The organism is Brevundimonas sp. TWP2-1 (assembly GCF_049897645.1).
In the GTDB taxonomy this organism is placed as follows: domain Bacteria; phylum Pseudomonadota; class Alphaproteobacteria; order Caulobacterales; family Caulobacteraceae; genus Brevundimonas.
Genome location: NZ_JAFCWR010000002.1, coordinates 937197 through 962984 on the forward strand (window position 1 = coordinate 937197; position 25788 = coordinate 962984).

At 67.4% G+C, this 25788-nt stretch carries 27 protein-coding genes; 12 read left to right on the top strand and 15 right to left on the bottom strand.

Annotation, left to right across the window (positions count from 1 at the left end; genetic code table 11):
• The first annotated feature begins 78 nt into the window (after window positions 1-78).
• Window positions 79-720, top strand: coding sequence for a TetR/AcrR family transcriptional regulator (locus tag ACP7BH_RS14980; RefSeq protein WP_135193997.1), 642 nt, complete (start codon window positions 79-81; stop codon window positions 718-720).
• Between the two features lie 67 nt (window positions 721-787).
• Here ACP7BH_RS14980 and ACP7BH_RS14985 read toward each other — a convergent pair whose 3' ends face one another.
• The 3 genes from ACP7BH_RS14985 to ACP7BH_RS14995 are packed head-to-tail and all read right to left on the bottom strand — an operon-like array spanning window position 788 to window position 2244.
• Window positions 788-1369, bottom strand: coding sequence for a Smr/MutS family protein (locus tag ACP7BH_RS14985; protein WP_425986504.1), 582 nt, complete (start codon window positions 1367-1369; stop codon window positions 788-790).
• A complete protein-coding gene (locus ACP7BH_RS14990; protein WP_017504942.1) occupies window positions 1366-1605 on the bottom strand; it encodes a helix-turn-helix domain-containing protein in 240 nt (79 codons plus the stop codon). Before ACP7BH_RS14990 ends, ACP7BH_RS14985 begins: the two co-directional genes overlap by 4 nt.
• Window positions 1606-1629: 24 nt before the next feature.
• On the bottom strand, window positions 1630-2244 hold the full coding sequence (locus ACP7BH_RS14995) for a DUF2975 domain-containing protein (RefSeq protein ID WP_425986506.1): 615 nt from the start codon (window positions 2242-2244) through the stop codon (window positions 1630-1632).
• Between the two features lie 453 nt (window positions 2245-2697).
• Between ACP7BH_RS14995 and rdgB the strand changes: the two genes are divergently transcribed.
• Together rdgB and hemW are read left to right on the top strand one after the other, a co-directional pair.
• A complete protein-coding gene (gene rdgB / locus ACP7BH_RS15000; protein ID WP_425986508.1) occupies window positions 2698-3312 on the top strand; it encodes an RdgB/HAM1 family non-canonical purine NTP pyrophosphatase in 615 nt (204 codons plus the stop codon).
• Entirely contained in the window at window positions 3305-4465 is a 1161-nt protein-coding gene (gene hemW, locus ACP7BH_RS15005; protein ID WP_425986510.1) for a radical SAM family heme chaperone HemW, read from the top strand. Before rdgB ends, hemW begins: the two co-directional genes overlap by 8 nt.
• On the opposite strand, the gene ACP7BH_RS15010 is transcribed toward hemW, so the two are convergent.
• Complete coding sequence (locus ACP7BH_RS15010; protein WP_425986512.1) at window positions 4462-6087, bottom strand: GNAT family N-acetyltransferase; 1626 nt, start codon at window positions 6085-6087, stop codon at window positions 4462-4464. The two genes, hemW and ACP7BH_RS15010, sit on opposite strands and share 4 nt — an antisense overlap.
• A 185-nt stretch (window positions 6088-6272) precedes the next feature.
• Between ACP7BH_RS15010 and ACP7BH_RS15015 the strand changes: the two genes are divergently transcribed.
• Complete coding sequence (locus tag ACP7BH_RS15015) at window positions 6273-6770, top strand: hypothetical protein (RefSeq protein WP_425986514.1); 498 nt, start codon at window positions 6273-6275, stop codon at window positions 6768-6770.
• A 142-nt stretch (window positions 6771-6912) separates the two neighbouring features.
• Here the strand turns inward: ACP7BH_RS15015 and ACP7BH_RS15020 are convergent, their stop codons facing one another.
• A complete protein-coding gene (locus ACP7BH_RS15020; protein ID WP_055754335.1) occupies window positions 6913-7167 on the bottom strand; it encodes a GlsB/YeaQ/YmgE family stress response membrane protein in 255 nt (84 codons plus the stop codon).
• 179 nt (window positions 7168-7346) lie between these two features.
• On the opposite strand from ACP7BH_RS15020, the gene ACP7BH_RS15025 reads away from it, so the two are divergent.
• The 3 genes from ACP7BH_RS15025 to ACP7BH_RS15035 all read left to right on the top strand — a co-directional run bounded on the left by ACP7BH_RS15025 (window position 7347) and on the right by ACP7BH_RS15035 (window position 9209).
• Window positions 7347-7733, top strand: coding sequence for a helix-turn-helix domain-containing protein (locus ACP7BH_RS15025; protein WP_425987083.1), 387 nt, complete (start codon window positions 7347-7349; stop codon window positions 7731-7733).
• A gap of 47 nt (window positions 7734-7780) precedes the next feature.
• Window positions 7781-8566 (top strand): histidinol-phosphatase, encoded by a 786-nt coding sequence (gene hisN, locus ACP7BH_RS15030; RefSeq protein WP_425986516.1) that lies wholly within the window; start codon window positions 7781-7783, stop codon window positions 8564-8566.
• A 190-nt stretch (window positions 8567-8756) separates the two neighbouring features.
• On the top strand, window positions 8757-9209 hold the full coding sequence (locus ACP7BH_RS15035) for a hypothetical protein (protein WP_425986518.1): 453 nt from the start codon (window positions 8757-8759) through the stop codon (window positions 9207-9209).
• Window positions 9210-9213: 4 nt separating this feature from the next.
• Here the strand turns inward: ACP7BH_RS15035 and ACP7BH_RS15040 are convergent, their stop codons facing one another.
• The 3 genes from ACP7BH_RS15040 to ACP7BH_RS15050 form a co-directional block, all read right to left on the bottom strand.
• Entirely contained in the window at window positions 9214-10248 is a 1035-nt protein-coding gene (locus ACP7BH_RS15040; RefSeq protein ID WP_425986521.1) for an alpha/beta fold hydrolase, read from the bottom strand.
• Window positions 10245-11168, bottom strand: coding sequence for a class I SAM-dependent methyltransferase (locus ACP7BH_RS15045; protein WP_425986523.1), 924 nt, complete (start codon window positions 11166-11168; stop codon window positions 10245-10247). The genes ACP7BH_RS15040 and ACP7BH_RS15045 overlap by 4 nt, the downstream gene beginning before the upstream one ends.
• A gap of 101 nt (window positions 11169-11269) precedes the next feature.
• Complete coding sequence (locus ACP7BH_RS15050; RefSeq protein WP_425986524.1) at window positions 11270-12076, bottom strand: class I SAM-dependent methyltransferase; 807 nt, start codon at window positions 12074-12076, stop codon at window positions 11270-11272.
• A gap of 271 nt (window positions 12077-12347) precedes the next feature.
• Here ACP7BH_RS15050 and ACP7BH_RS15055 point away from each other — a divergent pair, with 271 nt between their 5' ends.
• Complete coding sequence (locus ACP7BH_RS15055; protein ID WP_425986526.1) at window positions 12348-12827, top strand: Hsp20 family protein; 480 nt, start codon at window positions 12348-12350, stop codon at window positions 12825-12827.
• A 49-nt stretch (window positions 12828-12876) separates the two neighbouring features.
• Here the strand turns inward: ACP7BH_RS15055 and ACP7BH_RS15060 are convergent, their stop codons facing one another.
• Window positions 12877-13353 carry an RNA pyrophosphohydrolase gene (locus ACP7BH_RS15060; protein ID WP_425986528.1) on the bottom strand — a complete coding sequence of 159 codons (477 nt, stop codon included), beginning with the start codon at window positions 13351-13353 and terminating at the stop codon, window positions 12877-12879.
• Window positions 13353-14543, bottom strand: a complete 1191-nt coding sequence (locus tag ACP7BH_RS15065; RefSeq protein ID WP_425987084.1) for a divergent polysaccharide deacetylase family protein — start codon at window positions 14541-14543, stop codon at window positions 13353-13355. Before ACP7BH_RS15065 ends, ACP7BH_RS15060 begins: the two co-directional genes overlap by 1 nt.
• A 191-nt stretch (window positions 14544-14734) precedes the next feature.
• Here ACP7BH_RS15065 and ppc point away from each other — a divergent pair, with 191 nt between their 5' ends.
• Both ppc and ACP7BH_RS15075 read left to right on the top strand, forming a co-directional pair.
• On the top strand, window positions 14735-17434 hold the full coding sequence (gene ppc / locus ACP7BH_RS15070; RefSeq protein ID WP_425986531.1) for a phosphoenolpyruvate carboxylase: 2700 nt from the start codon (window positions 14735-14737) through the stop codon (window positions 17432-17434).
• A gap of 137 nt (window positions 17435-17571) precedes the next feature.
• Complete coding sequence (locus ACP7BH_RS15075) at window positions 17572-17913, top strand: UrcA family protein (protein WP_425986533.1); 342 nt, start codon at window positions 17572-17574, stop codon at window positions 17911-17913.
• 41 nt (window positions 17914-17954) lie between these two features.
• Here ACP7BH_RS15075 and ACP7BH_RS15080 read toward each other — a convergent pair whose 3' ends face one another.
• Window positions 17955-18920: a magnesium and cobalt transport protein CorA gene (locus ACP7BH_RS15080; RefSeq protein ID WP_425986535.1), complete on the bottom strand. Its 966-nt coding sequence runs from the start codon at window positions 18918-18920 to the stop codon at window positions 17955-17957.
• 230 nt (window positions 18921-19150) lie between these two features.
• Here ACP7BH_RS15080 and ACP7BH_RS15085 point away from each other — a divergent pair, with 230 nt between their 5' ends.
• Window positions 19151-19438, top strand: coding sequence for a UrcA family protein (locus tag ACP7BH_RS15085; protein ID WP_425986537.1), 288 nt, complete (start codon window positions 19151-19153; stop codon window positions 19436-19438).
• Window positions 19439-19541: 103 nt separating this feature from the next.
• On the opposite strand, the gene ACP7BH_RS15090 is transcribed toward ACP7BH_RS15085, so the two are convergent.
• Window positions 19542-21737, bottom strand: coding sequence for a M3 family metallopeptidase (locus tag ACP7BH_RS15090; protein WP_425986539.1), 2196 nt, complete (start codon window positions 21735-21737; stop codon window positions 19542-19544).
• Window positions 21738-21867: 130 nt separating this feature from the next.
• Here ACP7BH_RS15090 and ACP7BH_RS15095 point away from each other — a divergent pair, with 130 nt between their 5' ends.
• The gene (locus tag ACP7BH_RS15095; protein ID WP_425986541.1) at window positions 21868-22725 is read left to right on the top strand and encodes a glutamate racemase; all 858 of its coding nucleotides are present in this window, start codon (window positions 21868-21870) and stop codon (window positions 22723-22725) included.
• A gap of 4 nt (window positions 22726-22729) precedes the next feature.
• On the opposite strand, the gene ACP7BH_RS15100 is transcribed toward ACP7BH_RS15095, so the two are convergent.
• The 3 genes from ACP7BH_RS15100 to lysA form a co-directional block, all read right to left on the bottom strand.
• Entirely contained in the window at window positions 22730-23728 is a 999-nt protein-coding gene (locus tag ACP7BH_RS15100; RefSeq protein ID WP_425986543.1) for a cation diffusion facilitator family transporter, read from the bottom strand.
• Between the two features lie 78 nt (window positions 23729-23806).
• Window positions 23807-24463 (bottom strand): hypothetical protein, encoded by a 657-nt coding sequence (locus ACP7BH_RS15105; protein WP_425986545.1) that lies wholly within the window; start codon window positions 24461-24463, stop codon window positions 23807-23809.
• Between the two features lie 49 nt (window positions 24464-24512).
• Window positions 24513-25787 carry a diaminopimelate decarboxylase gene (gene lysA / locus ACP7BH_RS15110; RefSeq protein WP_425986547.1) on the bottom strand — a complete coding sequence of 425 codons (1275 nt, stop codon included), beginning with the start codon at window positions 25785-25787 and terminating at the stop codon, window positions 24513-24515.
• Window position 25788: the final 1 nt, after the last annotated feature.

Consider the following 25788-nt stretch of genomic DNA (forward strand, 5'->3'; position numbering starts at 1 on the left):
GGGCCGAGATATTCACCTGAAGTCGATGGCGGATGCTCCCCCTCATCCGCGACTTAAAGTAGAGTAAAAGCCTGATTTATGACTGATACTGTCGCAACCCTCGCCGTCGAACCCCGCCTGAACCGGCGCCAGGCCGCCAAGATCCGCACGCGACAAAAGGTTCTCGACGCCGCCCGTTCGCTCTTCGCCGAGCGCGGCTACGAGCCCGCCACCATCCGCGACATCGCCAAGGGCGCAGGCATGTCCACCGGCGCCGTCTTCGCCAACTTCCAGGACAAGGCCGAACTGTTCGAGGCCGTCCTGACCGAGGACATGACGCGTCTCGCCGAAGTGGTCGAGGCCGCCGCCCCCAAGGGCGAGCCCGTCCGCCAGCGTCTCGTCACCGCCCTCAGCGCCGGCTACCACTCGTCGCTGGACCAGCTGCCCCTGTTCCAGGCCATCGTCGCCCGGTCGTGGTTCCAGCCCCTCGCTGCCGAGATGCGCGCCCGCGCCGCGACCAAGAACCTGCTGCTTGCCATCGGCGGCATCCTGCAGGAGGCCGTGGCCAAGGGCGAACTGTCCAAGGACGCCGACAGCCGCCTGCTGGTCGAGCTGATCTGGGACGCCTATCTGTCGAACTATCGCCGCGCCGCCTATGACGAATGGGACGCGCAGGCCCTGTCGGACCATATGGGCAAGCAGATCGACGTGATCCTGGCCGGCGCAATCACCGCCAAGTAAGTCGAAGAGAAGCCGCTTTCGAAAAGGCCGGGTCCGCCAGCGCGGGTCCGGCCTTTTTTCTTGGCCGTCAGAGGCGCCTTTTCAGGGTGACGTAGAAGGCGCCGTTTCCGCCGTGCCGCTGGTGGGCGACGGTGAAGCCCGACACCACGCCGCGCAGCGCGGGTGACGACATCCATTCCGCAAAGGCCGAGCGGATGACCCCGCCGCCCATCCGGCCCTGGCCGGTGATAACCAGCACCGCCCGCATCCCGCGCGCCTGGCACGAGGTCAAAAAGCCTCGAAGCTGGTCCTCGGCCTCGAACCGGCCGAAGCCGTGCAGGTCGATGCGCGCCTCGATGGGATCGCGCTCTCGCGACAGCCGCTGCTTGCGACGAGGCTCCAGATCCTCGGGCGCAGGCTTGGGGCGTGGGGGCGAAGGGCGCTTCTCGACCGGGGACGCGACGGCGACGCGTTTCGGCGACGACTTGGCCAGCGAACGCGGGCGCTCCATCGGCGTGACGACGATCTCGGGCGGGGTTTCGGCGCCGGGGGTGACGCGGGCGGCCTTGCGCGTTTTCGGCGCCGACACCGATCCGGCGACGCGGGTCCAGATGCGACGGTCTTCGGGCGTCAGTCCGTTTTCGTCGCGGCTCGGACCCTTTCGCCTCATGCCTCGCCGTCGTCCTCGATCGTGTCGCCCGGTCCAGGCTCGTGCGCCAGAAGATCCCCGGGCTGGCAGTCCAGTTCGCGGCACAGGGCGTCCAGGGTCGAGAACCGCACCGCGCGCGCCTTGCCCGTCTTCAGGATCGACAGGTTCGCCACCGTCACCCCGACCCGGTCGGCGAGTTCGGTCAACGACATGCGGCGTTCCACAAGGACGCGGTCGAGCTGGACGCGGATGGCCATGCGGAAAATCCTATTCGAAACGGCTCAGATCGTCAGTTCGGATTCGCGGCGCAGGCGCGCGCCCTCGCGGAACACCTCCGCCAGCACGAAGACGATCAGCACGGAAAAGATCGGGGTCAGCAGCTCGCCGAACCCTTGCGGGTCCATGACGCCGGGCGCCAGCCGCTTGGCGACGAAGCCTTGCGCCACCCAGACGCCGCCGGTCACGACCGCCAGGGTCAGGCCGATCTGGCGCAGACGGCGCACATTGTCGGGCTGGAACGGATCGCCCATGGTCAGGGTGCGAATGATGCGGCGCAGACTGCGCAGGATCAGCATGAAGCCGCCGAAATAGGCCGTCGCGGCGCCCAGGCCAAACAGCAGCAGGGTGCGCGTCAGCGGCAGTTGCTTGCCGCCGGAATCCCCGCTGACGGTGATGTTCACATTGTCCAGGGGTATGAAGATCGCCGCGATGACCAGCAGCAGCAGCAGGCCGGTGATCAGCCAGAGCAGGATATAGGCGACGTCCAGCACCACCTTCAGCACGCTGGAGACCGAGCCCGGCCCCATCGCTTTAAAGGGGACACGCAGGGTGCTCAGCCCCTTCAGGGCGCTTGCCTCGCCTCGCTTCAGCGGATTTGGCGGCGTCGGCAGGCGCATGGTCTTTCTGATCTCAGGCCGGGGAAGGCGGGGCAGTGGCCACGCGGGGTCCGGCGAACCCGCGCGCGGCTCTATACATCGCGGTCTTCATACAGGTCGTCAAAGCTCTCTTGATCGAAAAAGGCTAGATCAGAAGCCTTGGAACAGAATGACGACCAGGGCGGTCGGCAGGGCGGCGATCAGAACGGTGCTGACAAAAGCAGCGCCGACCTTGTCGAGCCACATCGAGACGTTCATCGTGTGCATGGTATTTCTCCGTCTTTCCTGTTTGGGCGATTATCGCCCTTTGCATTTGTTATTCGCATGATCGTGTCCGCTTTTGCGGAAGTCATGAACGTTGCGACCTCGTTCCTGACGATCAATAGATAGGCCGTGCGGACGGAAAAGGCACGTTACATATCGTTTAACGATATTAAACTTTGGCAATAGACTGTTTCAGGGGCGTGATCGTCGATGAATCTCAAGCTTATCAAGGGGATGCGGCTCGTCGTCGCGACTCATAACCCCGGCAAGGTCCCAGAAATCTCGGCGCTGCTGGGCGGAAATTACGAGATCGTCACCGCAGGCCAGTTGAATCTGCCTGAGCCGGACGAGACCGAGACCACTTTCGCCGGCAACGCCATGCTGAAGGCCCGCCATGCGGCCCAGCTGTCGGGCGAGGTTTCGCTGGCCGACGACTCCGGCCTGTCGGTCGCGGCGTTGGACGGAGCGCCCGGCATCTTCTCCGCACGCTGGGCCGGACCGGGCAAGGATTTCGCCGTCGCCATGAAGAAGGTCGAGGAACGGCTGGAAGAGATCGGCGCGACCGACCGCGCCGCCTGGTTCACCTCCGCCTTGGCCGTCGCCTGGCCCGACGGGCCCTGCGTGGTGGTCGAGGGCGAGGTCCACGGCCAACTGACCTTCCCGCCGCGCGGCGACCGAGGCTTCGGCTACGACCCCCTGTTCATTCCTGACGACGGGCCCAACGGCGGCGACCAGACCTTCGGCGAGATGGAGCCGCAGGCCAAGGACGCCATCAGCCACCGCACCCGCGCCTTCGCCAAGTTGAAGGCCGCCCTGATTGACTGATCCCCGCGATCCAGGGATCGACATCGGCCTCTACGTCCACTGGCCCTATTGCGCGCGCATCTGCCCCTATTGCGATTTCAACGTCGTGCGCGACCGGGGACGCAGCGAGGAGCAGGCCGGGCTGGTCGAGGCGATCCTGACCGATCTACGCGCCCAGAGGGTTCTGACCGGCCCACGACGACTGGCGTCGATCTTCTTCGGCGGGGGCACGCCGTCGTTGATGGCGCCCGAGGCCGTCGCCCGCGTCGTGGCGGCGGCACGCGACCTGTTCCCGCCCGCCGGCGACATCGAGATCACGCTGGAGGCCAATCCGACCGACGCCGAGGCCGGGCGGTTCGCCGCACTGGCCGACGCCGGGATCAATCGCCTGTCGATGGGGGTGCAAGCGCTGGACGACGCCGCCCTGCGCTTTCTGGGTCGCGACCATTCGGCGGCCGAGGCCCTGCGCGCGGTCGATCTGGCCCGCCGCGCCTTTGACCGCCTGTCCATCGACCTGATCTACGCACGCCCGGACCAGACGCCCGCCGCGTGGGCCGCCGAACTGACCACGGCCCTGGCCCTGGGGTTCGAGCATGTCTCGCCCTATCAGCTGACCATAGAGCCCACGACCGCCTTCGGCCGGGCCTTCGCGCGCGGCACCCTGACGCCGCCCGACGAGGACCGCGCCGCCTCTCTTTATGAAATCACCCAGACCGTCCTCTCGGCCGCCGGCTTCGACGCCTATGAGGTGTCCAACCATGCGCGCGGCCCGGCCGCCCGGTCGTCGCATAATCTGCATGTCTGGCGCGGCGGCGACTATCTGGGCCTCGGCCCCGGCGCCCACGGCCGCCTGACGCTGGACGGCGTCAGGACCGCGACCGTCGCCCATCGCCGCATCGCCGACTACGTCGTGGGGGTATCGGCCGGCACGCCCTGGTCCGACCGCGACGCCCAGAGCCCAGCCGATGCAGCCGAGGAACGGTTCCTGCTGGCCCTTCGCACCACCGAGGGCGCGCCTGTGGGCCTGCTCTCGGCTCTGGACCTGTCGCCCGCGCGCGCGCCGGTCGCGGACCTGATCGCCGACGGCTTCCTGATGCTGCAAGACGACCGGCTGATCGCCACCGCACGCGGCCGCCCGGTGCTGGACGGGGTTCTGAAGGCGCTGCTGACCTAGCCCTTCCTCAGACCCAGCATCCCCAGCCAGCCGCCGCTCGTCAGAAGCGCAACGTCCAGCAGCGCCAGCGGCAACGGCGTCGATACCGGCGCGGCGATGAAGCGCGAACGCCAGTCCGGCCCGAACTTGCCCTTGTAACTGCGCAAGCCCTGGAAACCGTAAAGCGCCCCGCCTTCCTCGAACACCAAGGCGCCGACCCGCGCGAAGACCGGGGCGATCCGGCGATCTTCCAGGCCCGCCAGCGGCGCCATCCCCAGGTCGAAACTGGCCAGACCCTCCGCCTTGGCCCACTGGGCGCAACGGATGAACAGATAATCCATCACCCCGTGCGGCGCGTCAGGCCTGTGGCGCATAAGATCCACCGCGGCCTCATCCGGCGAGGTCAAAAGATTGGCGAACGCCACGATCCGCCCGCCCTCTCGCACCACGGCCAGCGGCGTCAGGTCCAGATAGGCGGCGTCGAACCGCCCCATGGAGAAAGATTTCTCAGACCCCTCATGCATGGCCAGCCAGGCGTCCGAAATCTCACGCAGCTCGTCGGCGATGGGTCCGGCCGCGCCGGGCGGCAGCACCTCGAACGACGAACCTTCGCGTTCGGCGCGATTGACGGCCGTGCGCAGGTTCTGCTTGCCCTTGCCCTCGATGGAGAATTTGTCGGCCTCGATCACCGCCGTCTCGCCGACCTTGCGCACCGCCAGCCCCATCGTCGCCAGGTCGCCCAGAATATCCTCGCTGACGGAATAGAAGACCGCAGCGCCGCCATAGCTGTCGGCCATCTCGGCGAAGGACCACAGCAGTTCACGACGCTCGCTCTTCAGGCCTGCCGGTTCGCCCATGGTGATCCAGCGTCGCCCGCGCACGCGATAGGCCAGGAAGCTGGATCCCGACGGACTGAACATCAGGGCCTTGTCGCCCAGCATGGCCAACCAGGCCTCGGGCGTGGCCGAATCCGCCGCCTTCAGCGCCGCCGTCGCGCGTTCGATGTCGGCGGCGCTGGCCGGGCCGTGATTGTGTGCGCCCGGTGAACTCAGCAAGGAGCGCCCCGCCACGACCAGCGTCAGGATCGCCAGCACCAGACCCGCGCGCAGGAAGCCCGACGCCTGGCGATCGCTGAGGAAACGCCACCACAGCTCATCACTATAGGCCACGTCGCGATAGGCGAAGAAGCCCAGCCACAGCATGGCCGCCACCACCGCCGTCAGCAGCAGCAGCCAGCTGGGCCGCAAAGGTTCGCTCAACCTCGACCGACGATTGAAGGCCGACCGGCAGGGCGCCAGCAGGGCCGCGACCATCACGAGATTGATCGCCTGCTGCCAATCCAGTCCCTTCAGGATGGAGAACACCGCCCCCGTCGCCAGCACCAGCAAAGCCGCCCAATAGGCCCCGCGCCGACGGCGCCACAGCCCCGCCGACAACAACAGCAACAGGAAGCCGGCGATGCTGGCCACGAAGTGGGACAGATCGATCAGAATCGGAGACACGACCCCGGTCAGCCGTCGCAGCCGGTCGTCGAACTCGGGCGTCACCGCCGTGACCAGCATCAAGGCCCCGGCCACGAACGCCACGATGGCGAAGATCTGCGGCGTCAGCTCATAGGCCAAGCCCAGAAGACGGCGGATCAAACCTGAAGCGTGCTTGGGTCGGCTGGACAAGCGTGGCCTTTCGAATCGTGATTGCCCGAACATAGACCAAGAATCGTCCAACCGGGGCGCTCCCAAGGTCATTTCTGGGCAGGTGAAACAATCCGTAACGTGGGGAGTATATTGCGGTGCGGGCGTCGGGCTCGCGTAACCGGGGACGTTCTCCCATGACCATCAAGACTGTTCTTCTGGCCGGCGCTGCCGCCGCCTTCATGACCGCCGCGCCGGCTATGGCGCAAGAAACCACGCCCGCTCCGGCTGCTGCGCCTGCCGCCGCTGCGTCCTCGCAGCAATCGCTCTCGCTCAACCCCGGTTCGAGCGTCGCAGGTCCTGACGGCGAGCTGGGCAAGCTGGAAGGCGTTCAGTCCAATGCCGAAGGCAAGCAAGAGCTCACCGTTCGCGGCGCAGACGGCCAGCTTCGCGCCGTGCCGCTGAGCGGCATCCGCCAGGAAGGCACCGGCGTCGTCGTCGCCTATACCAAGGCCGAGTTCGATGCCGCTGCCCCGATCGCCGGCGCACCGGCTGCTCCGACTGCTGCCCCCGCACCGGCTCCGACTTCGGACCCGATGGCCGCGCCGACCACGGAACCGACCGACCCGGCGATGACCGAGCCGGCGACCCCCGCTCCGGACGCGGCGACCCCGGCTCCGACCGAGCCGCAATAGAACAGCCTTTCAAGGTTGAATGACGAAGGGCGGTCGGGTTTCCCGATCGCCCTTTCGTTTGTCTGCAATCGATCAACGACATCGCGCAGCAAAAAGGGCGGCTCTTTCGAGCCGCCCTCTTCGTCTTCAGCCTATTGCCGGATCAAGCGCGACGCTTGACCAGTCCCAGCAGGAACAGCAGCAGGCAGGCGCCAAGGAACGCCACGATCAGGGTGACGAAGTTGAAGCCGCCGACCGGCGTGCCGAAGATGTTGTTGGAGATGAAGCCGCCGAGCAGAGCGCCGATGACGCCGACGATCAGATTCGTCAGCAGGCCGTGATTACGACCCATGACCTTTTCAGCCAACCAGCCGGCGACGATGCCGATGACGAGCCAACCAATGATTCCCAAACCCATGCTGTGGTTCCTTCCTTTAAAAGCCAAGCTGCAGCAGTAAATGCAGTTCGGGCCATACGGTTGCGTCGTCTCTTCACGTTCGCCGCAATATCGCCGAACTCGCCTCGGACGCGATCCGGCACGACGATTGCCGCCATCGAGGTGTGTCGTCCCGCATCGGGACAGACGTTGAGACGAGGATCACGGCCATGGCCGCCGACATCGACCTGCATCTGGGCCGCCGCCTGCGTCGCCGCCGGCGTCTGTTGGGCCTGACCCAGCAACAGCTGGCCGTCCAGGTCGGCATCCGCTTCCAGCAGATCCAGAAATACGAATGCGGCGCCAACCGCATCTCTGCCGCCCGCCTGTGGCAGTTGTCCGAGGCGCTGGAAACGCCCGTCGCCTATTTCTACGACGGTCTCGCCGAGGCGATGGAGAACGACGCGCCGCCGCCCAAGGGCGGCGAGGTCTTCTCGCGCAAGGAGACCCTGGACCTGATCCAGGCCTATTATCAGCTGGACGAACGGCCCCGTCGCCGCCTGCTGGACCTGGCCAAGTCCCTGCACACGGATGTGGCCCCGGCCTGAGACGCTGAGGGGCGCCCAAGCCGGCGAAAGCACGGTAAGGGAGCCTCATGACCGAATATGAAGCCTTCGCCATCGAGCTGGCGCGCGAAGCCGCGCGCGTCACCCTGCCCTTCTTCCGCTCCGACATCGGGCATGAGGACAAGGGCGGCGCCGCCGGCTTCGACCCGGTCACCGAGGCGGACAAACAGGCCGAGGCCGCCATCCGCCGCCTGATCGCCGCCCGCTACCCCGACCACGGCGTCATCGGCGAGGAATACGGCCAGGATCGCCCCGACGCCGAACATGTCTGGGTGCTGGACCCCATCGACGGCACCCGCGCCTTCATCTCGGGCCTGCCGCTGTGGACCACCCTGATCGCCCTGCGCCAGGAGGCGCGTCCCACCGTCGGCGTCATCGCCCAGCCCTATCTGGACGAGATCTTCATCGGCGGCCCGTCCGGCGCGCGGCTGCTGCGCGGCGAGACCCAGACGGCGCTGGCCGTCAGGGCTTGCGAGAAACTGACAGACGCTGTCATCTCGACCACCGACCCCGACATCTTCAACGGCGCCGAACTGGGCGCCTGGACCCAGGTCCGCGCCACCGCTCGCCTGGCCCGCCTGGGCTGCGACGCATACGCCTATGCGATGGTGGCGGCGGGCAAGATGGACCTGGTCGCCGAGACCAGCCTCAAGCCCTGGGACTGGTCCGCCCTGGTCCCCGTCATCGAGGCCGCAGGCGGCAAGGTCGTCAACTGGCGCGGCGCGGCGCCGGACGACAACGGCCAGATCCTCGCCGTCGGCGACGCCCGTTTGATTGATCAGGCCTTGGTGACCCTGAAACGCGCGGCGGTCTGAGTACCTCGACTGGTGCATATTGACGCAGGTCGCGAGACGGCGTCAGGGTGCTCGCAGTTAGGGAACGATTTTGATGCCTGGGCCGTCCAAACTGGTTGTGGGCGTCGACGTGCCTTGGGTCACGAGCTGGAGCGGCGAAGCGATCATAGGCGCTGCGTCATGCCGGACCGTCGGCGGACGCCTTGCCCTGATGCAGGCCAGCGATCCCGGCAGCGGTAAGCCGCAATATTCGAAGAACCACCTCGTCCGACAGCGTCTCACGGTCGCGCGCATGCTGTGCCCGATGTGCGGCGAACCGACCAAAGAGACCGATCGCTGGACCCAGATCGCTGCGCGGCGATGCGCCGGTCAGCTCAGGGCGCGCGGCGGTCAGGTTCGCGACGACATCGCCGACGACCGGGTGATGATCGACGCCGGCTCGATCGCGCCCCTGCATCGCCGCTGCGTCGATCGCTCGATGAAATACTGCCCCCATCTGCGCACCAGCGACGACGTGATGGTGATGCGGTTCCCCCGCGAGTGGCTGGTCCTGCCGCTGCTGGTCAAGGCGGATACAGGCGATGGCGTTGCGGTGGCCTTTCTCCAGCTGTGCGGCATAACCCAGACGATCGATCGGCGCTGGCGCACCGAAACCGCGGCCTGAGACGTTAGCTGGCCGTCACGTCCACCGTCCGCGCCGACGGATCGGTGACCGCATCCGCCGTCGGGGCGACCATGTCGGCCATGGCGTCGAACTCGTTCAGGAAGACGGCGCGCAGGTCGTCGGCCTCCATGATGACCTCGTGCTTGGCCCCAGCCACCTCGACATAGCGGCCGCGAGGGATGCGTTTGGCGGCCCAGCGGTTCGTCTGTTTCCACACGACGTCGTCGGCGTCGGCCTGGACGATGACGACCGGCGTCTTGACCGCCTTCAGGGCCTTGGGCTTCAGCGCCCTCTCGCCGGCGTCCAGCGCAAAGGCCAGCCAGCCGTAGGTCGGGCCGCCGATAGCCAGGTGCGGGCAGGCGTACAGCTGCTGGCGCCAGATCTCGTATCGGCTCTCGTCCGAGGTCAGGGCGTCCTCGGCGAAGTTGTGGTCGAACGGATCGTCGGGGTCGCCCAGAATGTAGTCGCCCGCCTGGCCGTGGCGGATGTTCCAGCGCACCACCAGCTTGACCGACCACATCGACCGTTTGCCGGTCTTGATCCGCAGCATGGGGCTGGACAGGACCGCGCCCGCGAACCGATCCTCACCGCTTTCGAGGGTCAGCAGGTTCAGGCAGGCGCCCATCGAATGCCCCACCATGATCCAGGGCTTGGGACACTGATCCTCATAGGCGTTCAGCAAGCGATTGTAGTCGTCCAGAAACTCCTCGACCGCACGGGCGTGACCCTTCAACCGGTCGGGCAGCAGGCGGGCCGACAGACCCTGGCCCCGCCAGTCATGGCTCAACACGCACCAGCCGCGCGCCAGGAAGTTGCCGATGACCTCGTAGTATTTCTCGATCGGCTCGGTGCGGCCGGGGCTCAGCACCACCGTGCCGCGCACCTTGTCCGCGCTCAGGTGCGACGGCTTCCAAAGGCCGGCGCGCAAGCGCATTCCACCCGCGCCGCGGAACCAGTCGCCCTTGCCGCCGGGGGGCGAGGCGGCGCCGGGAACCCCCATCAAGGGGGCGTTGGCGGCGAAGGCTTGGGCGCGGTTCACTCGGGCTTCCTGAACTTCAAGGTCATGCGATCGCTCTCGCCGATCGCCTCATATTTCGAACGGTCGAAGGCGGGATCGGCCGGCTCACCGCGCGGCGCCGTCAGGCGCGTGGGCGCCAGGGTGTCGACGCCGAAGGGATGGTCCTTGGTGTCGGCTTCATTGGCGTTGATCTCCGACGCCGCAACGAAGACGAAGCCCGCCTCGGCCGCCAGCTGGCGCACGAAGGCCTCCTGGACATAGCCGTTGGCGGCGACCGGATCCTGATCCTCTTCCGGCGACAACCGGTGCTGCTCGATGCCCAATATGCCGCCGGGCCGCAGCGCGGCGAAGGCGTCGGAGAAGGCCTTTTCGACGATGCCCGCCGCCATCCAGCCGTGCAGGGTGCGCATGAACAGGCACAGTTCCGCCGTCCCCGCTGCTGCGGTCACCGGGCCGGACCCCGCGCCGAACACCGTGAACTGCGGCTCGCCATACAGTTTCTTGTCGCTGGAGAACCGCGTGCGGAAGGCGGCGTTCAGCACGGCCTGGGCCGGATCGGCGGCGGGCCCTTCCGGGAACAAGGCGGCGACATAGGTCCCCGCCCCCTTGGCCAGATAGGGGGCCAGGATTTCGGTGTACCAGCCGCTGCCGGGCCAGAACTCCACCACCGTCATGCGCGGCTGAAGCCCGAAGAACCGCAGCGTCTCCATCGGATGACGGAAGGCGTCGCGCGCCTTGTCCTGGGCCGAACGCCAGGAGCCCTGGACCGCCCATTCCAGCGACCCTTCGGCGGGGCCGGCGGGCGTGGGCGGCGCCTCGGGCGCCTTGGCGGCCTCGTCCTTGCGTCCGCAAGCCGCCACGCCGGTCAAAGCCAACGCCGCAGCGCCGCTCAGCAGGAACCGACGCGACAATCCGCCCGCGCTCGCAAGACAATCAGCCATTCAACACTCCCGCAGACATCGGGACCCGCGTCCGACACACCTTGGCGGATTGGGCTTAATGGGGTTCGCGGGCCCGGTCAAAACGCGAACCCCTATTCCGGCTATTCCGGCTTGCGGAACCGCAGGGTCATCCGGTCGCTCTCGCCGATGGCGTCGAAGGCGGCCCGTTCCTCGGGCGTCAGGGTGCGGCCCGACGGATCGTTGCGCGCCGCCGACTGGCGGATCGGCGGCAGGGTCCAGACTCCGAACGGATGGTCGTGATCGTCCTTGGGATTGGCGTTCAGCTCGCTGCGCGCCTCCAGCACGAAGCCGGCGTTGCGTGCCTCGTGGATGACGTAGCTTTCGGGCACATAGCCGGTCGAGGCCACCTCGGCGACGTTCAGCCCCTCGGCGCTGCGGTGCTGTTCGACGGCCAGAACGCCGCCCGGCTTCAACGCCTTGAAGAAGGCCTGGAGATAGGGCTGGGTCCGGTCGTTGCGCGACCAGTTGTGGAAGGCCCGCGCCACCAGGATGAAGTCCGCGCTGCCTTCAGCCACTCCCATGTCATCCAACGGGCGGTTGACGGGCACGTAGCGACCGCCAGTCGCCGCCGCATAGGGTTCCAGGATATGCCGCCACCAGCTGGCGCCGCCCGGCTCGATCTCCACCACCGTCATGCCCGGCGTCAGGCCCCAGAAGGTCAGGGATTCGTAAGGGTGGCGATAGACGTCGCGCGCGCGGTCGGCGGCGGGCCGGGTCTCGGCGGCGACTGCGGCCTGCAAGGCCGTGTCCTCGGCGAAGGTCGGCAGGGCGCTGGACAGGGCCGAGCGCGGCGGCGTCCAGGCACCTTCGGTCTGGGGCGACTGTTGGGCCAAGGCAGGGGCGGCGGACAGCAGGACGGCGGCGAGGCCAAAGACGGCAGGGCGCATGATCAGGGCTCCGGGTTCAGGTCCTCCTCCATAGGCAGGCGCGGCGTCCGAGCAAATGACGTTCGCGAGACGCCGGCCAATTTGACGCAATCAAAATCCTCGCCGCCGCGCCCCTTGACGCGGTTTTGCAGGTCACCATCTCTTCTCCCGAGAGCGCCGATTTCGGGTTCTCCAGACTGACGACGCCGGTTTCGGGTCGTCGGACTGCATCCCTACCGTCCGGGCCAAACCGCCGGGCGGCTCAACCTTGCTGATCCTCAGGAGGATGCTGATGCGTACCTATGATTTCACCCCGCTGTACCGTTCGGCCGTCGGCTTCGACCGTCTGGCCAATCTGCTGGAAAGCGCCTCGCGCACGACCAGCCAAGACACGGGCTATCCGCCCTACAATATCGAGACCACGGGCGAGAACGCCTATCGCATCGAGATCGCCGTCGCCGGCTTCGGCCCTGACGAGCTGAATATCGAGGTGAAGGAAAACCTGCTCACCGTGACCGGCCGCAAGACCGCCAACGATGACGGCGCCGCACAGAAGACCTATCTGCATCGCGGCCTGGCCGAGCGCGACTTCGAGCGCCGCTTCCAGCTGGCCGACTATGTCGTCGTCACCGACGCGAACCTGGTCAACGGCCTGCTGTCGATTTCGCTGAAGCGCGAACTGCCCGAGGCGCTGAAGCCCCGCCGCATCGAGATCGGCGCCGGCCAGCCCCTGATCGAAGGCAAGGCTGAAAAGAAGGCCGAAGCGGCCTGAGCCGTTTCAAGGCGAACTCTGAAAGGGCGGCGTTCGCGCCGCCCTTTTTCTATGCCGCCAGATGCGAAAAGGCGGCGACGACCTGTTCATAGGCTGGACGCTTGAACGGCACGATCAGGTCGCAGGCGTCCGACAACGGGCCCCAGCGCCAGGCGTCGAACTCGACGTCGTCGTCGGCCGCCAGATCGATCTCGGCCTCGTCGCCGGTGAAGCGGAAGGCGAACCACTGCTGCTTCTGACCCTTGAAGCCGCGCCAGGCCTTGGCGTTGTTCATGGCCTCGGGCGGAAAGTCGTACAGTATCCAGTCGTCGGTCCGCGCCAGCAGTTCGACCGAGGTCACGCCCGTCTCCTCGCGCAGTTCGCGGCGGGCCGCCGCTTCCAGATCCTCGCCCGCATCGACGCCCCCTTGCGGAAACTGCCAGTTATGCGGGCCGGGGGTGGCGTGGCGCTGGCCGTACCAGACCAGGCCGTCGCGGTTGAACAGCACGACCCCGACATTGGGCCGATAGGCGTGGAGATCAGACACTAGCGGCCCGGCCGCATCGACATGGACGAGGCGGGCGCCAGTTGCAGGCCGCGCTGTTCCAGACCTGCGGTCCAGCGGGCGGCGGCCTCGACCGTCACCGGATAGCTGAAGCCGGTCCCCAGGGCCGAGCCGCGCAGCTTGGCCTGGGCTTCCAGCCCGTTCAGGGCGGCGATGATGGCGGCCGGCGACTGGGTCCGGTCGATGACGCGGTCCGCGCTGGCCCGCGCCCAGGCTCCCGGCCGGCGTTGGAACGAGCCGTCGTCCAGGAAGGCGACGCCGCGCTGGCGCAGGATGCCCAGGAAGGCGTTCATGCCCGTGTCCGAGCTTGAGAAGCGGTCGCCCAGATAGTTGGTCACGCCGAAATAGCCGGTGGCCCGGCCCAGCAGCCAGTCCATCTTGGCGGTCACGTCGTCGGCGCCGCCGTCGGCCAGCAGCGTATAGGGGCCGGGATCGTTGTCGGGATAGCCGGTCGGCTCCATCGGCATTTCCAGCATGACCTCGTGGCCCTGCGCCCGCGCCTGGTCGATCCAGGATTGCAGGTTGTCGGCATAGGGCACGAAGCTGAGCGTCACTTCCGGCGGCAGGCGTTCGATGGCGGCCCGCGTCGTAACCGCATTCAATCCGAGACCGCCGACGATCAGCGACACGCGCGGCTTGCCGTTCGGTCGGAAGGGTCGGGCATAGGCCTGGGCCGGGACGCGGCCGTCGGGCGCGATCATCGGCAGGACGCCGTTCGGGCCGGGCTGCGACAGGCCCGCGATCGGCGCCTTGGCCAAGGGCGAGGCGGCATGGACCGGCGCGCTATAGGCCGCGCCGCCGCCCGAGACGCTGCCGCCGTCCGGCAGGGTGATCATGGCCTCGCCGCCCGTGGCGGCGTCCCCGCCGCCGGCGAGATTTTGATAGAGCCCCATCGCCCCCATTGAGAAGGCCTCGAACCCGGTCGGCGCCGGCGCTTGCGGCGCTGGGGCTTCGCGCTCCAGCGCCACATGGGCCGAGGGCGTGCCGGCCTTGGGATCGCCCAGCACCGTCAGGAACAGGGCGCTGGTGCTCAGCAGAAACAGCCCGGCCAGGCCCGCCACGACCGGCGGCTTCTTCAGGGCGTTGATGACGGGCGTGAGGCTCGGGCCGTCCTTTGCGCGCGGAGCGGCTCCGGCGGCGGCGGCGAGGGCGGATTGGCGTTTGGCGAACATGGGCAAGGACGGAACCGATCTGGAATCCTAGGCCCGCATCATCGCTCCGCGCCGGTTAAGAAACCCTAACGGCCGGTTCACCATGATCTCGGTGGGGATTTCTGGGGGCGGCTGTCACGGATCGTGCGTTGACGCAGCCGCTTCAGCTCTTCCAGATACCCATCTCCCCGTGCCGACCAAGGATTTGCCCGATGATGAGCCCCGCCGCCGACGACGCCCTGCGCGACGAAGTCCGACTGCTGGGCGGTCTTCTGGGCGACATCATCCGAGACGAGGGCGGACAGGCCCTGTTCGACCACGTCGAGGCGGTGCGTCAGGCCTCCATCGCCTATCACCGCGACCCGGCGTCCCATCCGGCCAAGCGGCTGGAGAAGCTGCTGACCGCCATGTCGGTGGATCAGGCGGCGGGGCTGGCGCACGGTTTCGCCCTGTTCTCCCTCCTGGCCAATATCGCCGAGGACCGCTCGACCCGCAGGCGGGCCCAGAGCCAGGCCGAGGCCGGCGCCCGGCCCGACACGCCCGAAGGCGCGCTGAAGCGGTTAGCCGATCAGGGCGTGGACCGCGAGGCCGTGCGCGCCTTGCTGGACCAGTCGCTGATCTCGCCCGTCCTGACCGCCCACCCGTCCGAGGTGCGCCGAAAGAGCGTCATCGACCGCATCGCCGCCATCACCGACCTGCTCGACGCCTGCGACAAGGCCGGCGACGCCTGCACGCTCGACGCCGTGTCCGAGCCGCTGCGCCGCCAGATCGTCATCCTGTGGGCCACGCGTCTGGTGCGCACCCAGGGGCTGGTGGTGCAGGACGAGATCGACACCGTCGTCTCCTTCCTGGACCGCATCTTCCTGCACGTCGCGCCCAAGCAGCTGGCGGCCTGGCGGCGTCTGCTGGACGCGCCGGACCTCAAGCCCTTCATGCGGGTCGGGACCTGGGTCGGCGGCGACCGCGACGGCAATCCGAACGTGGACGCCACGGTCATGGCCGCCGCCTTCCGCACCCAGGCCCGGGCGGTGCTGACCTTCTATCTGGACGAGATTCACGCCTTGGGCGCCGAACTCAGCCTCGCCGCCGAACTGGCCCAGGTGTCGCCCGAACTTCAGGCCTTGGCCGACGCCGCACACGACCCCTCGCCCCACCGCGCGGACGAGCCCTATCGTCGCGCCCTGACCGGCGTCTATGCCCGTCTCGCCGCCACGCACCAGAAGCTGGGCGACGCCCCCGCCCCGCGTCGTCCCGCCGTCCAAGCCCAGCCCTATCCCGGTCCGGACGCCTTCGAAGCGGATCTGAAGACCCTGCACGACAGCCTGGTCTCGCACCACGGCGGCGTCTTCGCCGACGACCGGCTCAGCGACCTGATCACGGCGGTCGAGGTGTTCGGCTTCCACATGGCGACGCTGGACATGCGCCAGAACGCCGACGTCCACGAAGTTGTCGTCGCCGATCTGCTCAAGGTCGCCGGCGTCTGCCCCGACTATCTGGCGCTGGACGAGGAAGGGCGGCTGAAGGTCCTGGCCGAGGAACTGGCCTCGTCGCGCCTGCTGTTCAGCCCCTATGCCGACTACGAGGCCGTGACGCTGAAGGAGCGCGCCATCCTTCAGGCCGCCGCGACCGCGCTCGCCGCCTTCGGGCCCCAGGCCATCCGCACCCATATCGTGTCCAAGACCGACGCGGCCTCGGACCTGCTGGAGGTCTATCTGTTGCTCAAGGAGGTCGGTCTTTATCGCCCCGAAGACCCCGCCGCCTGCCCGATCCAGGCCGCGCCCCTGTTCGAGACCATTGAGGATCTGCGTGCCGCCCGCCCCACCCTGGAGCGTCTGCTTCAGGAGTCGTCCGCCCTCGCCGTCGCCAAGGCGCGCGGGGTGCAGGAGGTAATGATCGGCTATTCGGACTCCAATAAGGACGGCTCCTACCTGACCTCGGGCTGGGAACTGCACGAGGCCTCGCGCGCCCTGGTCGAGGTGACGCAGAAACATGGCTTGAAGCTGCAGCTGTTCCACGGGCGCGGTGGCACGGTCGGGCGCGGCGGCGGCTCGTCTTTCGCCGGCGTCCTGGCCCAGCCGGAAGGCACGGTCCAGGGCCGCATCCGCACCACCGAACAGGGCGAGGTCATCGCCAACAAATACGGCGAGCCCGAGATCGCCCTGCGCAATCTGGACGCCCTGACGTGCGGCGCCATGCTGGCCTCGCTGGGCAAGGGAACGGATCACGCCTTCACCGCCGAGCACGGCGCCACCCTGTCGGACCTGTCGGCCCGGTCGATGGCCGCCTATCGCAAGCTGGTCTATGAGACCGACGGCTTCGTCGATTACTATCGCGCCGCCACCCCCATCGCCGAGATCGCCGATCTGAAGATCGGCTCGCGCCCGTCGTCGCGCACCGCCTCGACGCGGATCGAGGATCTGCGCGCCATTCCCTGGGTGTTCAGCTGGTCGCAGAGCCGGGTCATGCTGCCCGGCTGGTTCGGCTTCGGCTCGGCCGTCCAGGGCCAGGACATGAGCAAGCTGAAGGCGATGGCCGAGGCCTGGCCCTTCTTCAAGACCCTGGTCCAGAACATGGAGATGGTCATGGCCAAGTCCGACATGACCATCGCCCGCCGCTACGCCACCCTGGTCCCTGACGCCTCTCTGGCGTCGCGGATCTACGGCGAGATCAGGGAGGAGTGGCAGCGCACCCATGACGCCATCCTGGCCATCACCGGACACGACCAACTGCTGGGCGGCCAGCCCGAGCTGGACCGGCTGATCCGCCTGCGCATGCCCTATGTCGAACCGCTGAACCACGTCCAGATCGAGCTGATCCGCCGCCGCCGCGCCGGCGACGACGACCCCCGCGTCCGCGAGGGCATCCTTCTGGCCATCAACGGCGTGGCGGCGGGATTGAGGAACAGCGGGTGACGGCCTGGGCGCCGTGACGACGATTTAATCCCATTGTCGCGGATCGGCGCCTGAACCCTCATCATCCTGTTGCACGACAAGACTATTGCGCCCTCGTCGCCACTTCGAGCGATAATTTTCGCCTCAGGAGCCAAGTGATGAAGGTTCTCTCCCCCGTCCTCTTGGCCGCCGCCGTTCTGTCCGCCACCGTCGTCGCCCCCGCGACGGCCCAGGATGCTCGCATTCGTTATGGCGACCTGGACCTGTCCACGGCCGCCGGCGCCGCCGCCTTCGACGCGCGCGTCGAGGAGGCCGGCGCCCGCCTGTGCCAAGACATGCGTCGCATGGGCCGTTTGGCCGTCAACCAAAGCCACTGCCTCACCATCGTCCGTCAGGAAGCCCTGCGCGAACTGCCGCGCGCGCGTCAAACCGACTATGCGCGTTCGCCGCGCGCCGAACGCCAGGTCGCCCAGGTCGTCGATCTGTTCGTGCTCAGCTGAAACAAATGGACGGCGAGGGGTCGCTTACGTCCCCTCGCCGCCTACAGCCACTTCGTCCGCTTGAACGTCACGTACAGGCCCGCGCAGATGGCGGCTATGATGCCCAGAACCGCATAGTATCCGTATTCCCAGCGCAGTTCCGGCATGTGCTCGAAGTTCATGCCGTAGATGCCGGCGATGGCCGTCGGCACGGCCAGGATGGCGGCCCAGGCGGCCAGCTTGCGTGTGATCAGGCCCTGGCGTTGCTGCTCCAGCAGATTGGCGACCTCGAATACCGACGACAGAATGTCGTTCAGACCGCCCAGCCGGCTGTTCACCCGTCGCACATGGTCGCTCACGTCCCGGAAATAGGGCCTTACATCCGGGTCGATACAGGGCATGTCCAGCGACTGCAGACGCCCCAGCACCTCCTCCATCGGCCCCAGGATGCGCCGGAACTTCAACAGTTCGCGGCGCAGGGTGAACAGGCGCCGAATCTCGACCCGCGACAGGAAGGCGTCCAGCGTGCGCTGCTCCATCTCCAGCACGCTGTCCTCGGCGTCGTCGACGATGGGAGCATAGGCGTCGACGATGAAGTCCAGAATGCCGTGCAGGACGAAGTCCGGCCCCTTCTTGAGCTGTAGCGGCGACGCCTCCAGCTGCGCCCGCAACAGATTGTGCGCCCGCGCCGAGCCGTGGCGGATGCTGACCACGTGGTCGTCGCCGACGAAGACGTGGGTCTCGCCATAGGCGATGCGATCGTCGATCTTCAGCGCCGTGCGGGCGACCACGAACAGTTCGCGGCCATAAACCTCGACCTTGGGCATCTGGTGCGCGGCCAGAGCGTCCTCGACCGCCAGCGGGTGCAGCTTGAACCGTTCGACCAGGACATCGATCTCGGCGTCCGTCGGATCGTACAGGCCCACCCAGACGAACTCTCCCGGTTCGAGCGCCAGCCCCTCGGGTGTCAACGGCGCCTCGCGCACGCGCTGGCCGTCGCGATAGACGTAGGAGGCGACGACGGTCATAAAATCTCCAGCAGGCCGATGCCCAGCCCTGACTTAGAGGCTGAACGGCCCCAGTTGAAGCACCTGACGCACCCACGTGTTCGTCCAGGCGTCGATCCTGACCAAAATGTCATGACGTCGAATTATGAAAGCGCCGCCTTTCGGCCTCGGAAGCTTCGCCGTTTCGATCCGATCCAGCGTCACCTTTCCCTGCCCCGGACAACAAGGGGCGGAAAAATGGAACCAGGATCATGCTCGGACTCGCCTCTCTGACGACCGCCGCCTTCCTCGCCGCCGGCGCAATCTCCTCCGCTCCCATCGAAGCCCGCATCTCCTACGGGGACCTCGACCTGTCGAGCCGCGCCGGCGTGACAGAGTTCGACGCCCGCGTCCGACATGTCGCGCGAAATCTGTGCACCGGCCGCCTGCCCGTCGAACGCCTGAGCTGCATGGACAAGGTGCGAGACGAAGCCATGTCTCTCCTGCCCGAACGCGCCCGCACCGAATATGCGCGCGGTCGCGTCGCCTTCGAGGCCTGAAACGCAGGACGCCGCCGGACCGATGATCCGACGGCGTCCCATTTCACAAAGCCAAAGCCGCTTTCCGGGCCTCAAGTCGCCCAAAGGGCGGTAGTCCCTAGGATCAAGATACCGGGAAGCCCCGGACCTTCAGCAGAGCCGCCACGTCCGGGTCGCGACCGCGGAAGGCGCGGTAGGCTTCCGCGCGGTCGGTGGTGTTGCCCGGCGCCAGCATGATCGACTTGAAGCGGCCGGCGATGTCCGGATTGAACACGTCGCCCGACTCCTCGAAATAGGCCCAGGTGTCGGCGTCCATCGTCTCGGACCACAGGTAGCTGTAGTAGCCCGCCGAGTATCCGTCCGACGTGAACAGGTGATTGAACTGCGGCAGGCGGTGCCGCATCACGATCTCCTTGGGCATGCCGATCCGCGCCAGGCTGGCCTTTTCGAACGCATCGATATCGGTCGGCGGCGTGGCCTGGGTATGCAGGTCCATGTCGACGATGGCCGAGGACAGATAGCTGACCGTCGCATAGCCCTGATTGAAGGTGGCGGCGGCCTCGATCTTGTCGACCAGCGCCTGCGGCATGGCCGCGCCCGTCTGATAGTGTTTCAGATAGCCGTCCAGGATAGGACGGCTCAGCACCCAGTGCTCGTGCACCTGCGACGGATATTCGACGAAGTCGCGTGGCGTATTGCCGAACGAGGGATAGGTCACGTTCGACGAATAGTAGTGCAGGGTGTGGCCGAACTCGTGGAACAGGGTCTCGGCGTCGTCCAGCGAGATCAGGACGGGCTCGCCCGGCTCCGGCTTGGTGAAGTTGTTGTTGTTCGAGCCCAGGATCACCTTCGACCCGTCCAGCGTCGAGAACGACCGATAGGTGGTCATCCAGGCGCCGGAACGCTTGCCCGGACGGGCGTAGTCGTCGGTGTAGTACAGGCCGATCAGCTTGCCGGTGGCCTTGTCGTGCAGCTCATAGACCTCGACGTCCGGCTCGAAGGTCGGGACCGAACCCTTGGGAAGCTTGGTGAACTTGAAGCCGTACAGGCGCTCGGCCATGGCGAAGGAGCCGGCGCGCACTGCGTTCAGTTCGAAATAGGGCTTCAGCTGGTTCTGATCCAGGTCGTACTTGGCCTTACGAACCTTCTCGGCGAAGTAGAGGTAGTCCCACGGCTCGATGTCGAAACCGGCGATCGCCTTCATGTCGGCGACCTCTTCGGCAACGCGGGCCTTGGCCGGCGCCCACACGCGATCCATCAGGGCCTGGGCCGCTGCCGGCGTCTTGGCCATGGTGTCCTGCATGCGCAGTTCGGCATGGTTGCGATAGCCCAGCAGCTTGGCGCGCTGGTCACGCAGCTTGACGATCTCGGCGATGGTCGCGTTCGTGTCGTTGGCGTCGCCGTTGTCGCCGCGGTTGACGAACTTCTTCCAGACCTGCTCGCGCAGCGCCCGGTCATCGGCGAAGGTCAGGAACGGATCGACCGCCGAACGCGTGTTCAGAATGGCCCAGCCCTGCAGGTTGCGGCTGCGTGCGGCGCCCGCAGCGGCGGCCTTGTTCGAGTCAGGCAGGCCCGCCAGACCGGCTTCGTTCGGGATCAGGGTCCAGGCGTTCTCGTCGGCGACGACCTTCTGGCCGAAGCGGGTGAAGGCGTTGGACAGGGCGGTGTTGATCCGGCCCAGCTCGGCCTTGCCGGCCGCGTCCAGATTGGCGCCCGAGCGGATGAAGGCGTCGCGACGACGCTCGGCCAGACGCTTCTGCTGGGCGCTCAGGCCCGCTGCGTCGGCGGTGTCGGCGACGGTCTTGACCCGCTGGAACAGCTTTGCGTTGAAGGTGATCTCGTCAGAGGCGGCCGACAGGATCGGCGACAGCTCGGTATCGACGGCGTCATAGGCTTCGCCGCCGATGTTGGAGGTCATCACGCCATAGATGTTGGACGCCCGGTCCAGCGGCTCGCCCGCCAGTTCCAGCGCCGCCATGGTGTTGGCGAAGGTCGGGGCCTCGGGATTGTTCGCGATGGCGGCGATGTCTGCGCGTTGCAGTTCGATGCCTTCCAGCATGGCTTCGCGCAGCTTGGCCGGCATCACCTTGTCGAACGGCGGCACGCCGTCATAGGAGCCGGTCCAGACCTGCAGCAGCTCGGCGCGCGACGTCTGGGTCGGCAGGACGGCGCGGGCGATGCGCGCTTCCTCGACCAGGCTGGCGGCCGACGGAGCGGCGGCGGACCCGCCCGACGCGACGCCGGTTGAGGCCCCCGTCGAGGCACAGGCCGACAGGGCCATCAGGCTGCCGCCCGCGATGAGAAGCTGGCGTCTATGCATGGAATGCTCCGAAAGAAGATCATGATTGCCCACACACTTAGGCGCACCGGACGGCCCCGTCACCTGACAGGACGGTAATCTTCTCGGCAATCCGGTTGGATACGTCGTCGCACTGCTCTAAAGCGCGCCCATGGCTATTGGCGTTTTCGACTCCGGCGTGGGCGGCTTGACCGTTCACCGCGAACTGACCCGGCGGTTCCCTGCGCGGGACTTCATCTATCTGGCCGATCAGGCCCACGCCCCCTATGGCGGGCGCAGCGGCGAGGACATCGTCGAACTGACCAAGACGGGGTGCGAGCGCCTGTTCGACGCCGGCGCCTCGGTCGTCGTCCTGGCCTGCAACACCGCCAGCGCCATCGCCCTTCGCCGCCTGCAACAGACCTGGCTGCCGGGTCTGCGCGAGCGGCTGAGCCGTCCGGTCAACATCCTGGGCATCATCGTCCCCACCATCGAGGCCGCGACCGGCAAGCCCTGGAGCTTCGAGGCCGAGCGCCCGCAGGAGGGCGAGAAGGTCGCCTCCATCGCCATCACCGGCGTCTTCTGCACTGCCGCCACGGCCATCAGCCGCGTCTACGAGATCGAGATCGACAAGCGGCGCGAGGACATCGCCGTCTTCTCCGAACCCTGCCCCGGCCTGGCGGGCCTCATCGAGCTGGGCGCCCCGCGCGAAGAGCTGAAGGTGGTTATCGACGACCACGTCGACGCCCTGCGCCGCCGCATCGGGCGCCACCCCGACAAGGCCATACTAGGCTGCACCCATTACGAGATCGTCGCCGAACTGTTCGCCCAGGCCCTGCCGGCGGGAACGGCGCTGATCGAACAGCCCAAGGCCGTCGCCGATGCGCTGGAGCGCTATTTCAAGTCGCATCCCGAATACGATCTGGGCGACAGCGGCCGCCGCGATTTCCTGACCACCGGCCAGGCGGGTCCACAGTCGGAGATGGTGTCCCAGTTCTGGGGCGCGCCCCTGACGTTCGCCCAGGCCTAGAAGGTCAGCAACCCGGACAGTCCGGCAGCGGCTCGTTCTCCAGCTGCAGCGTCGTGTGGCCGATGGCGTAACGTTTCGCCACGGCCTGGGCCTCGCCGATCAGAACGGCCGCATCCTCGCGGTCGTGCACCAGATGCGCCGTCAGGGCCGTCTCGGTCGTGGACAGGCCCCAGACGTGCAGATCATGCACCGCCCGCACGCCTGGCAGGGCGACCAGCGCCTTTTCCAACGCCGGCACGTCCACGCCCGTCGGGGCGCCGTCCATGGCCAGATTGACCGAATCCTTCAGCAGGCCCCAGGTCGACCACAGGATCACGACCACGATCGCCAGGCTGACCAGGGGATCAACCACCGACCAGCCGGTCAGCATGATCAAGCCCCCGGCCGCCACGACGCCCAGCGACACCCCGGCGTCGGCCATCATGTGCAGATAGGCGCCACGCGCATTCAAATCGTGCTGCGACTTCATGAACAGAAGCGCCGTGCCCAGGTTGATGACGAAGCCTATGCCCGCCACCGCCATGATAACGCCCGACTCGACCGGGGCCGGCTCGTTGAAGCGGCGCACGGCCTCGAAGGCGATGGCCCCGCAGGCGAAGATCAGCAGCAGCGCATTGCCCAGGGCCGCCAGAACCGTGGCCTTGCCGAACCCATAGGTCCGCCGACCGCCCGCCGCCCCATGCGCGCCGCGCCGCGCCAGCCAGGCCGCGCCGCCCGCCATGGCCAGGCCCAGCACGTCCGACAGATTATGTCCGGCGTCGGCCAGCAGCGCCGTGGAATCCGCGATCAGGCCCGCGCCGAACTCGCACGCCACGAAAAGCAGATTGACCACAAGGCCGACGGCGTAGCGCCAGTCGCCGGTGTCCACCGGGCCGTGGCTGTGTCCGCCATGCCCGTGCCCAGGACCGTGGCTGTGCCCATGATGGCTGTGCGAATGGCCGTGACCGTGATCCGAGTGATCGTGGTCATGGTCGTGATCGGCGTGGTCGTGCGCGGCGTTCATGGCTCGCCTATACGCCGTTTGTCGCAACAGCCAAGCTGATACATGATAACGCATTGAATGTTATCATGTAATATCGCTTCAGTGCTGATGCATGGCGACGACGAGACCCAGCGCGATCAGGGCCACGCCCAGCACCGCCCCTTCATATCTCGCCCACCGTTCCAGCCGCAGGATCGAGGCGCCGGCGCTGGCCAGGGCCGTGAATGTCGCCATGCCGGCGATGGTGCCGACCGCAAACACCACCGTCAGCATCGCAAGAGCGCCGATGCCCGCCGAGGCCGAGGACAGATAGATGGGCAACAACACTTCGCCCGGCGACACCGCCATCATCGCGATCAGGCCCAGGAAGGCCGCCTTGTCCGACACCGCCGGCTCTGAAGTTTCCAGGGCGGGACCACCGGCCACGGCCGGCCGGCGCAAGGTCGCGCGCGCCAGATAGAAGGCGCCGAACAGGAACAGCAGCACCGCCGCCAGATGCGGCAGCACCCCCTCGATCCATTGATCCAGCGCCAGCCCCGCCGCCACGATCAGGCCGCCGACCACCGCCGTCGTGGCGATATGCGCCAGGCCCGCCGCCGTCACCGCCATCAGGATTCGCGACGGTCGCCAGCCCTGCGCCCGCCCGACCAGGGTGAAGGGCAGCCAGTGGGTCGGCAGGGCCGCATGCAGGAAGGCCGCAACGAAGCCGCCGCCCAGCAGGGAAAGCATGACGGACTGTTCGGGACCGGGGGACATGACCGGCCCTATAGCCTGTTACTTTATAACGGTCGAGAGGGATTCTCGCCTAAAGCCAGTCGGCGAACGGCTCGCGGTCCAGCATTTCCTCATAGGTCGGGCGCGGCCGGATAACGGCCCACTGATCGCCGTCCACCAGAACCTCGGGGACCAAGGGCCGGCTGTTGTATTCGCTCGACATCACCGCGCCGTAAGCCCCCGCCCCGGTGAAGACGACCAGGTCCTCGGCCTCCAGCGGCGGCAACTCACGATCACGCGCGAAGGTGTCCCCCGTCTCGCACACCGGCCCGACCACATCGTGCGGCAGGCGCGCGCCGCTACGCGGATTGACCGGCTGGATGTCGTGGAAGGCGTCGTACAGCGCCGGCCGCATCAGGTCGTTCATCGCCGCATCCAGCACCAGGAAACGCCGCCCGTCCGAGCGTTCGTTGACCTGGATCACCTGGCTGAGCAGCACGCCGGCGTTGGCGGCCAGCAGCCGCCCCGGCTCGAACGCCGCCTCGACGTCCAGCCCGTTCAGAACCCGCGCGGCCATGGCGACATACTCGGCCGGCGACGGCGGTTCGGTCCCGCCGGAATAGGGCACGCCCAGCCCGCCGCCCAGATCCAGCCGCGTCACGGCATGACCCTGAGCCCGCAGGTCCCGCGTCATCTGGGCCAGAACCTGGAAGGCGGCCTCCAGCGGGGCCAGGTCGGTGATCTGGCTGCCGATATGGCAGGCCAGCCCCACCGGCGTAACGTGGGGCGAGACCGAGGCGCGGGCGTAAAGCGCCATCGCCTCCTCGACCGGCACGCCGAACTTGTCGCCCTTTCCGCCCGTGGTGATCTTGGCGTGACCGCCCGCCCCCACGTTCGGATTGACCCGCACGGCGATGGCCGGAGACGTGTCCATCATGGCCGCGATGGTGATCAGCCGATCCAGCTCCGCGCCGGATTCGACGTTGATCTGGCGCACGCCGACACTGATGGCGAAGGCCATTTCCACGTCGGTCTTGCCGACGCCCGAAAAGATGATCCGGTCGGACGGCACGCCGGCCGCAAGAGCGCGGCGGATTTCACCCTCGGAGACGGTGTCGGCCCCGGACCCCAGTTTCGCCAGGGTCGCCAGCACCGACAGGTTGGAGTTGGCCTTGACCGCGAAGGCGATCAGCGCCTCGCCCAGGGCGTCGCGATGCGCATCGGCGGCGGCGCGCAGCAGGCCGTAGTGCCGCTTCAGCGTCGCGGTCGAATAGACATAGGCCGGCGTGCCGACCTCGTCCGCGATCAGCTCCAGCGGCACGCCCTCGGCATACAGGGCGCCGTCCTTCAGGTCGAAATGGTGCAAG

What these genes read in the sequence shown, in the direction of transcription:
- ACP7BH_RS14980 (WP_135193997.1), top strand. Translation starts at nt 79, where the DNA reads ATGACTGATACTGTCGCAACCCTCGCCGTCGAACCCCGCCTGAACCGG.
- ACP7BH_RS14985 (WP_425986504.1), bottom strand. Translation starts at nt 1,369, where the DNA reads ATGAGGCGAAAGGGTCCGAGCCGCGACGAAAACGGACTGACGCCCGAA.
- ACP7BH_RS14990 (WP_017504942.1), bottom strand. Translation starts at nt 1,605, where the DNA reads ATGGCCATCCGCGTCCAGCTCGACCGCGTCCTTGTGGAACGCCGCATG.
- ACP7BH_RS14995 (WP_425986506.1), bottom strand. Translation starts at nt 2,244, where the DNA reads ATGCGCCTGCCGACGCCGCCAAATCCGCTGAAGCGAGGCGAGGCAAGC.
- rdgB (WP_425986508.1), top strand. Translation starts at nt 2,698, where the DNA reads ATGAATCTCAAGCTTATCAAGGGGATGCGGCTCGTCGTCGCGACTCAT.
- ACP7BH_RS15015 (WP_425986514.1), top strand. Translation starts at nt 6,273, where the DNA reads ATGACCATCAAGACTGTTCTTCTGGCCGGCGCTGCCGCCGCCTTCATG.
- ACP7BH_RS15020 (WP_055754335.1), bottom strand. Translation starts at nt 7,167, where the DNA reads ATGGGTTTGGGAATCATTGGTTGGCTCGTCATCGGCATCGTCGCCGGC.
- hisN (WP_425986516.1), top strand. Translation starts at nt 7,781, where the DNA reads ATGACCGAATATGAAGCCTTCGCCATCGAGCTGGCGCGCGAAGCCGCG.
- ACP7BH_RS15035 (WP_425986518.1), top strand. Translation starts at nt 8,757, where the DNA reads ATGCAGGCCAGCGATCCCGGCAGCGGTAAGCCGCAATATTCGAAGAAC.
- ACP7BH_RS15045 (WP_425986523.1), bottom strand. Translation starts at nt 11,168, where the DNA reads ATGGCTGATTGTCTTGCGAGCGCGGGCGGATTGTCGCGTCGGTTCCTG.
- ACP7BH_RS15050 (WP_425986524.1), bottom strand. Translation starts at nt 12,076, where the DNA reads ATGCGCCCTGCCGTCTTTGGCCTCGCCGCCGTCCTGCTGTCCGCCGCC.
- ACP7BH_RS15055 (WP_425986526.1), top strand. Translation starts at nt 12,348, where the DNA reads ATGCGTACCTATGATTTCACCCCGCTGTACCGTTCGGCCGTCGGCTTC.
- ACP7BH_RS15065 (WP_425987084.1), bottom strand. Translation starts at nt 14,543, where the DNA reads ATGTTCGCCAAACGCCAATCCGCCCTCGCCGCCGCCGCCGGAGCCGCT.
- ppc (WP_425986531.1), top strand. Translation starts at nt 14,735, where the DNA reads ATGATGAGCCCCGCCGCCGACGACGCCCTGCGCGACGAAGTCCGACTG.
- ACP7BH_RS15075 (WP_425986533.1), top strand. Translation starts at nt 17,572, where the DNA reads ATGAAGGTTCTCTCCCCCGTCCTCTTGGCCGCCGCCGTTCTGTCCGCC.
- ACP7BH_RS15080 (WP_425986535.1), bottom strand. Translation starts at nt 18,920, where the DNA reads ATGACCGTCGTCGCCTCCTACGTCTATCGCGACGGCCAGCGCGTGCGC.
- ACP7BH_RS15085 (WP_425986537.1), top strand. Translation starts at nt 19,151, where the DNA reads ATGCTCGGACTCGCCTCTCTGACGACCGCCGCCTTCCTCGCCGCCGGC.
- ACP7BH_RS15090 (WP_425986539.1), bottom strand. Translation starts at nt 21,737, where the DNA reads ATGCATAGACGCCAGCTTCTCATCGCGGGCGGCAGCCTGATGGCCCTG.
- ACP7BH_RS15095 (WP_425986541.1), top strand. Translation starts at nt 21,868, where the DNA reads ATGGCTATTGGCGTTTTCGACTCCGGCGTGGGCGGCTTGACCGTTCAC.
- ACP7BH_RS15100 (WP_425986543.1), bottom strand. Translation starts at nt 23,728, where the DNA reads ATGAACGCCGCGCACGACCACGCCGATCACGACCATGACCACGATCAC.
- ACP7BH_RS15105 (WP_425986545.1), bottom strand. Translation starts at nt 24,463, where the DNA reads ATGTCCCCCGGTCCCGAACAGTCCGTCATGCTTTCCCTGCTGGGCGGC.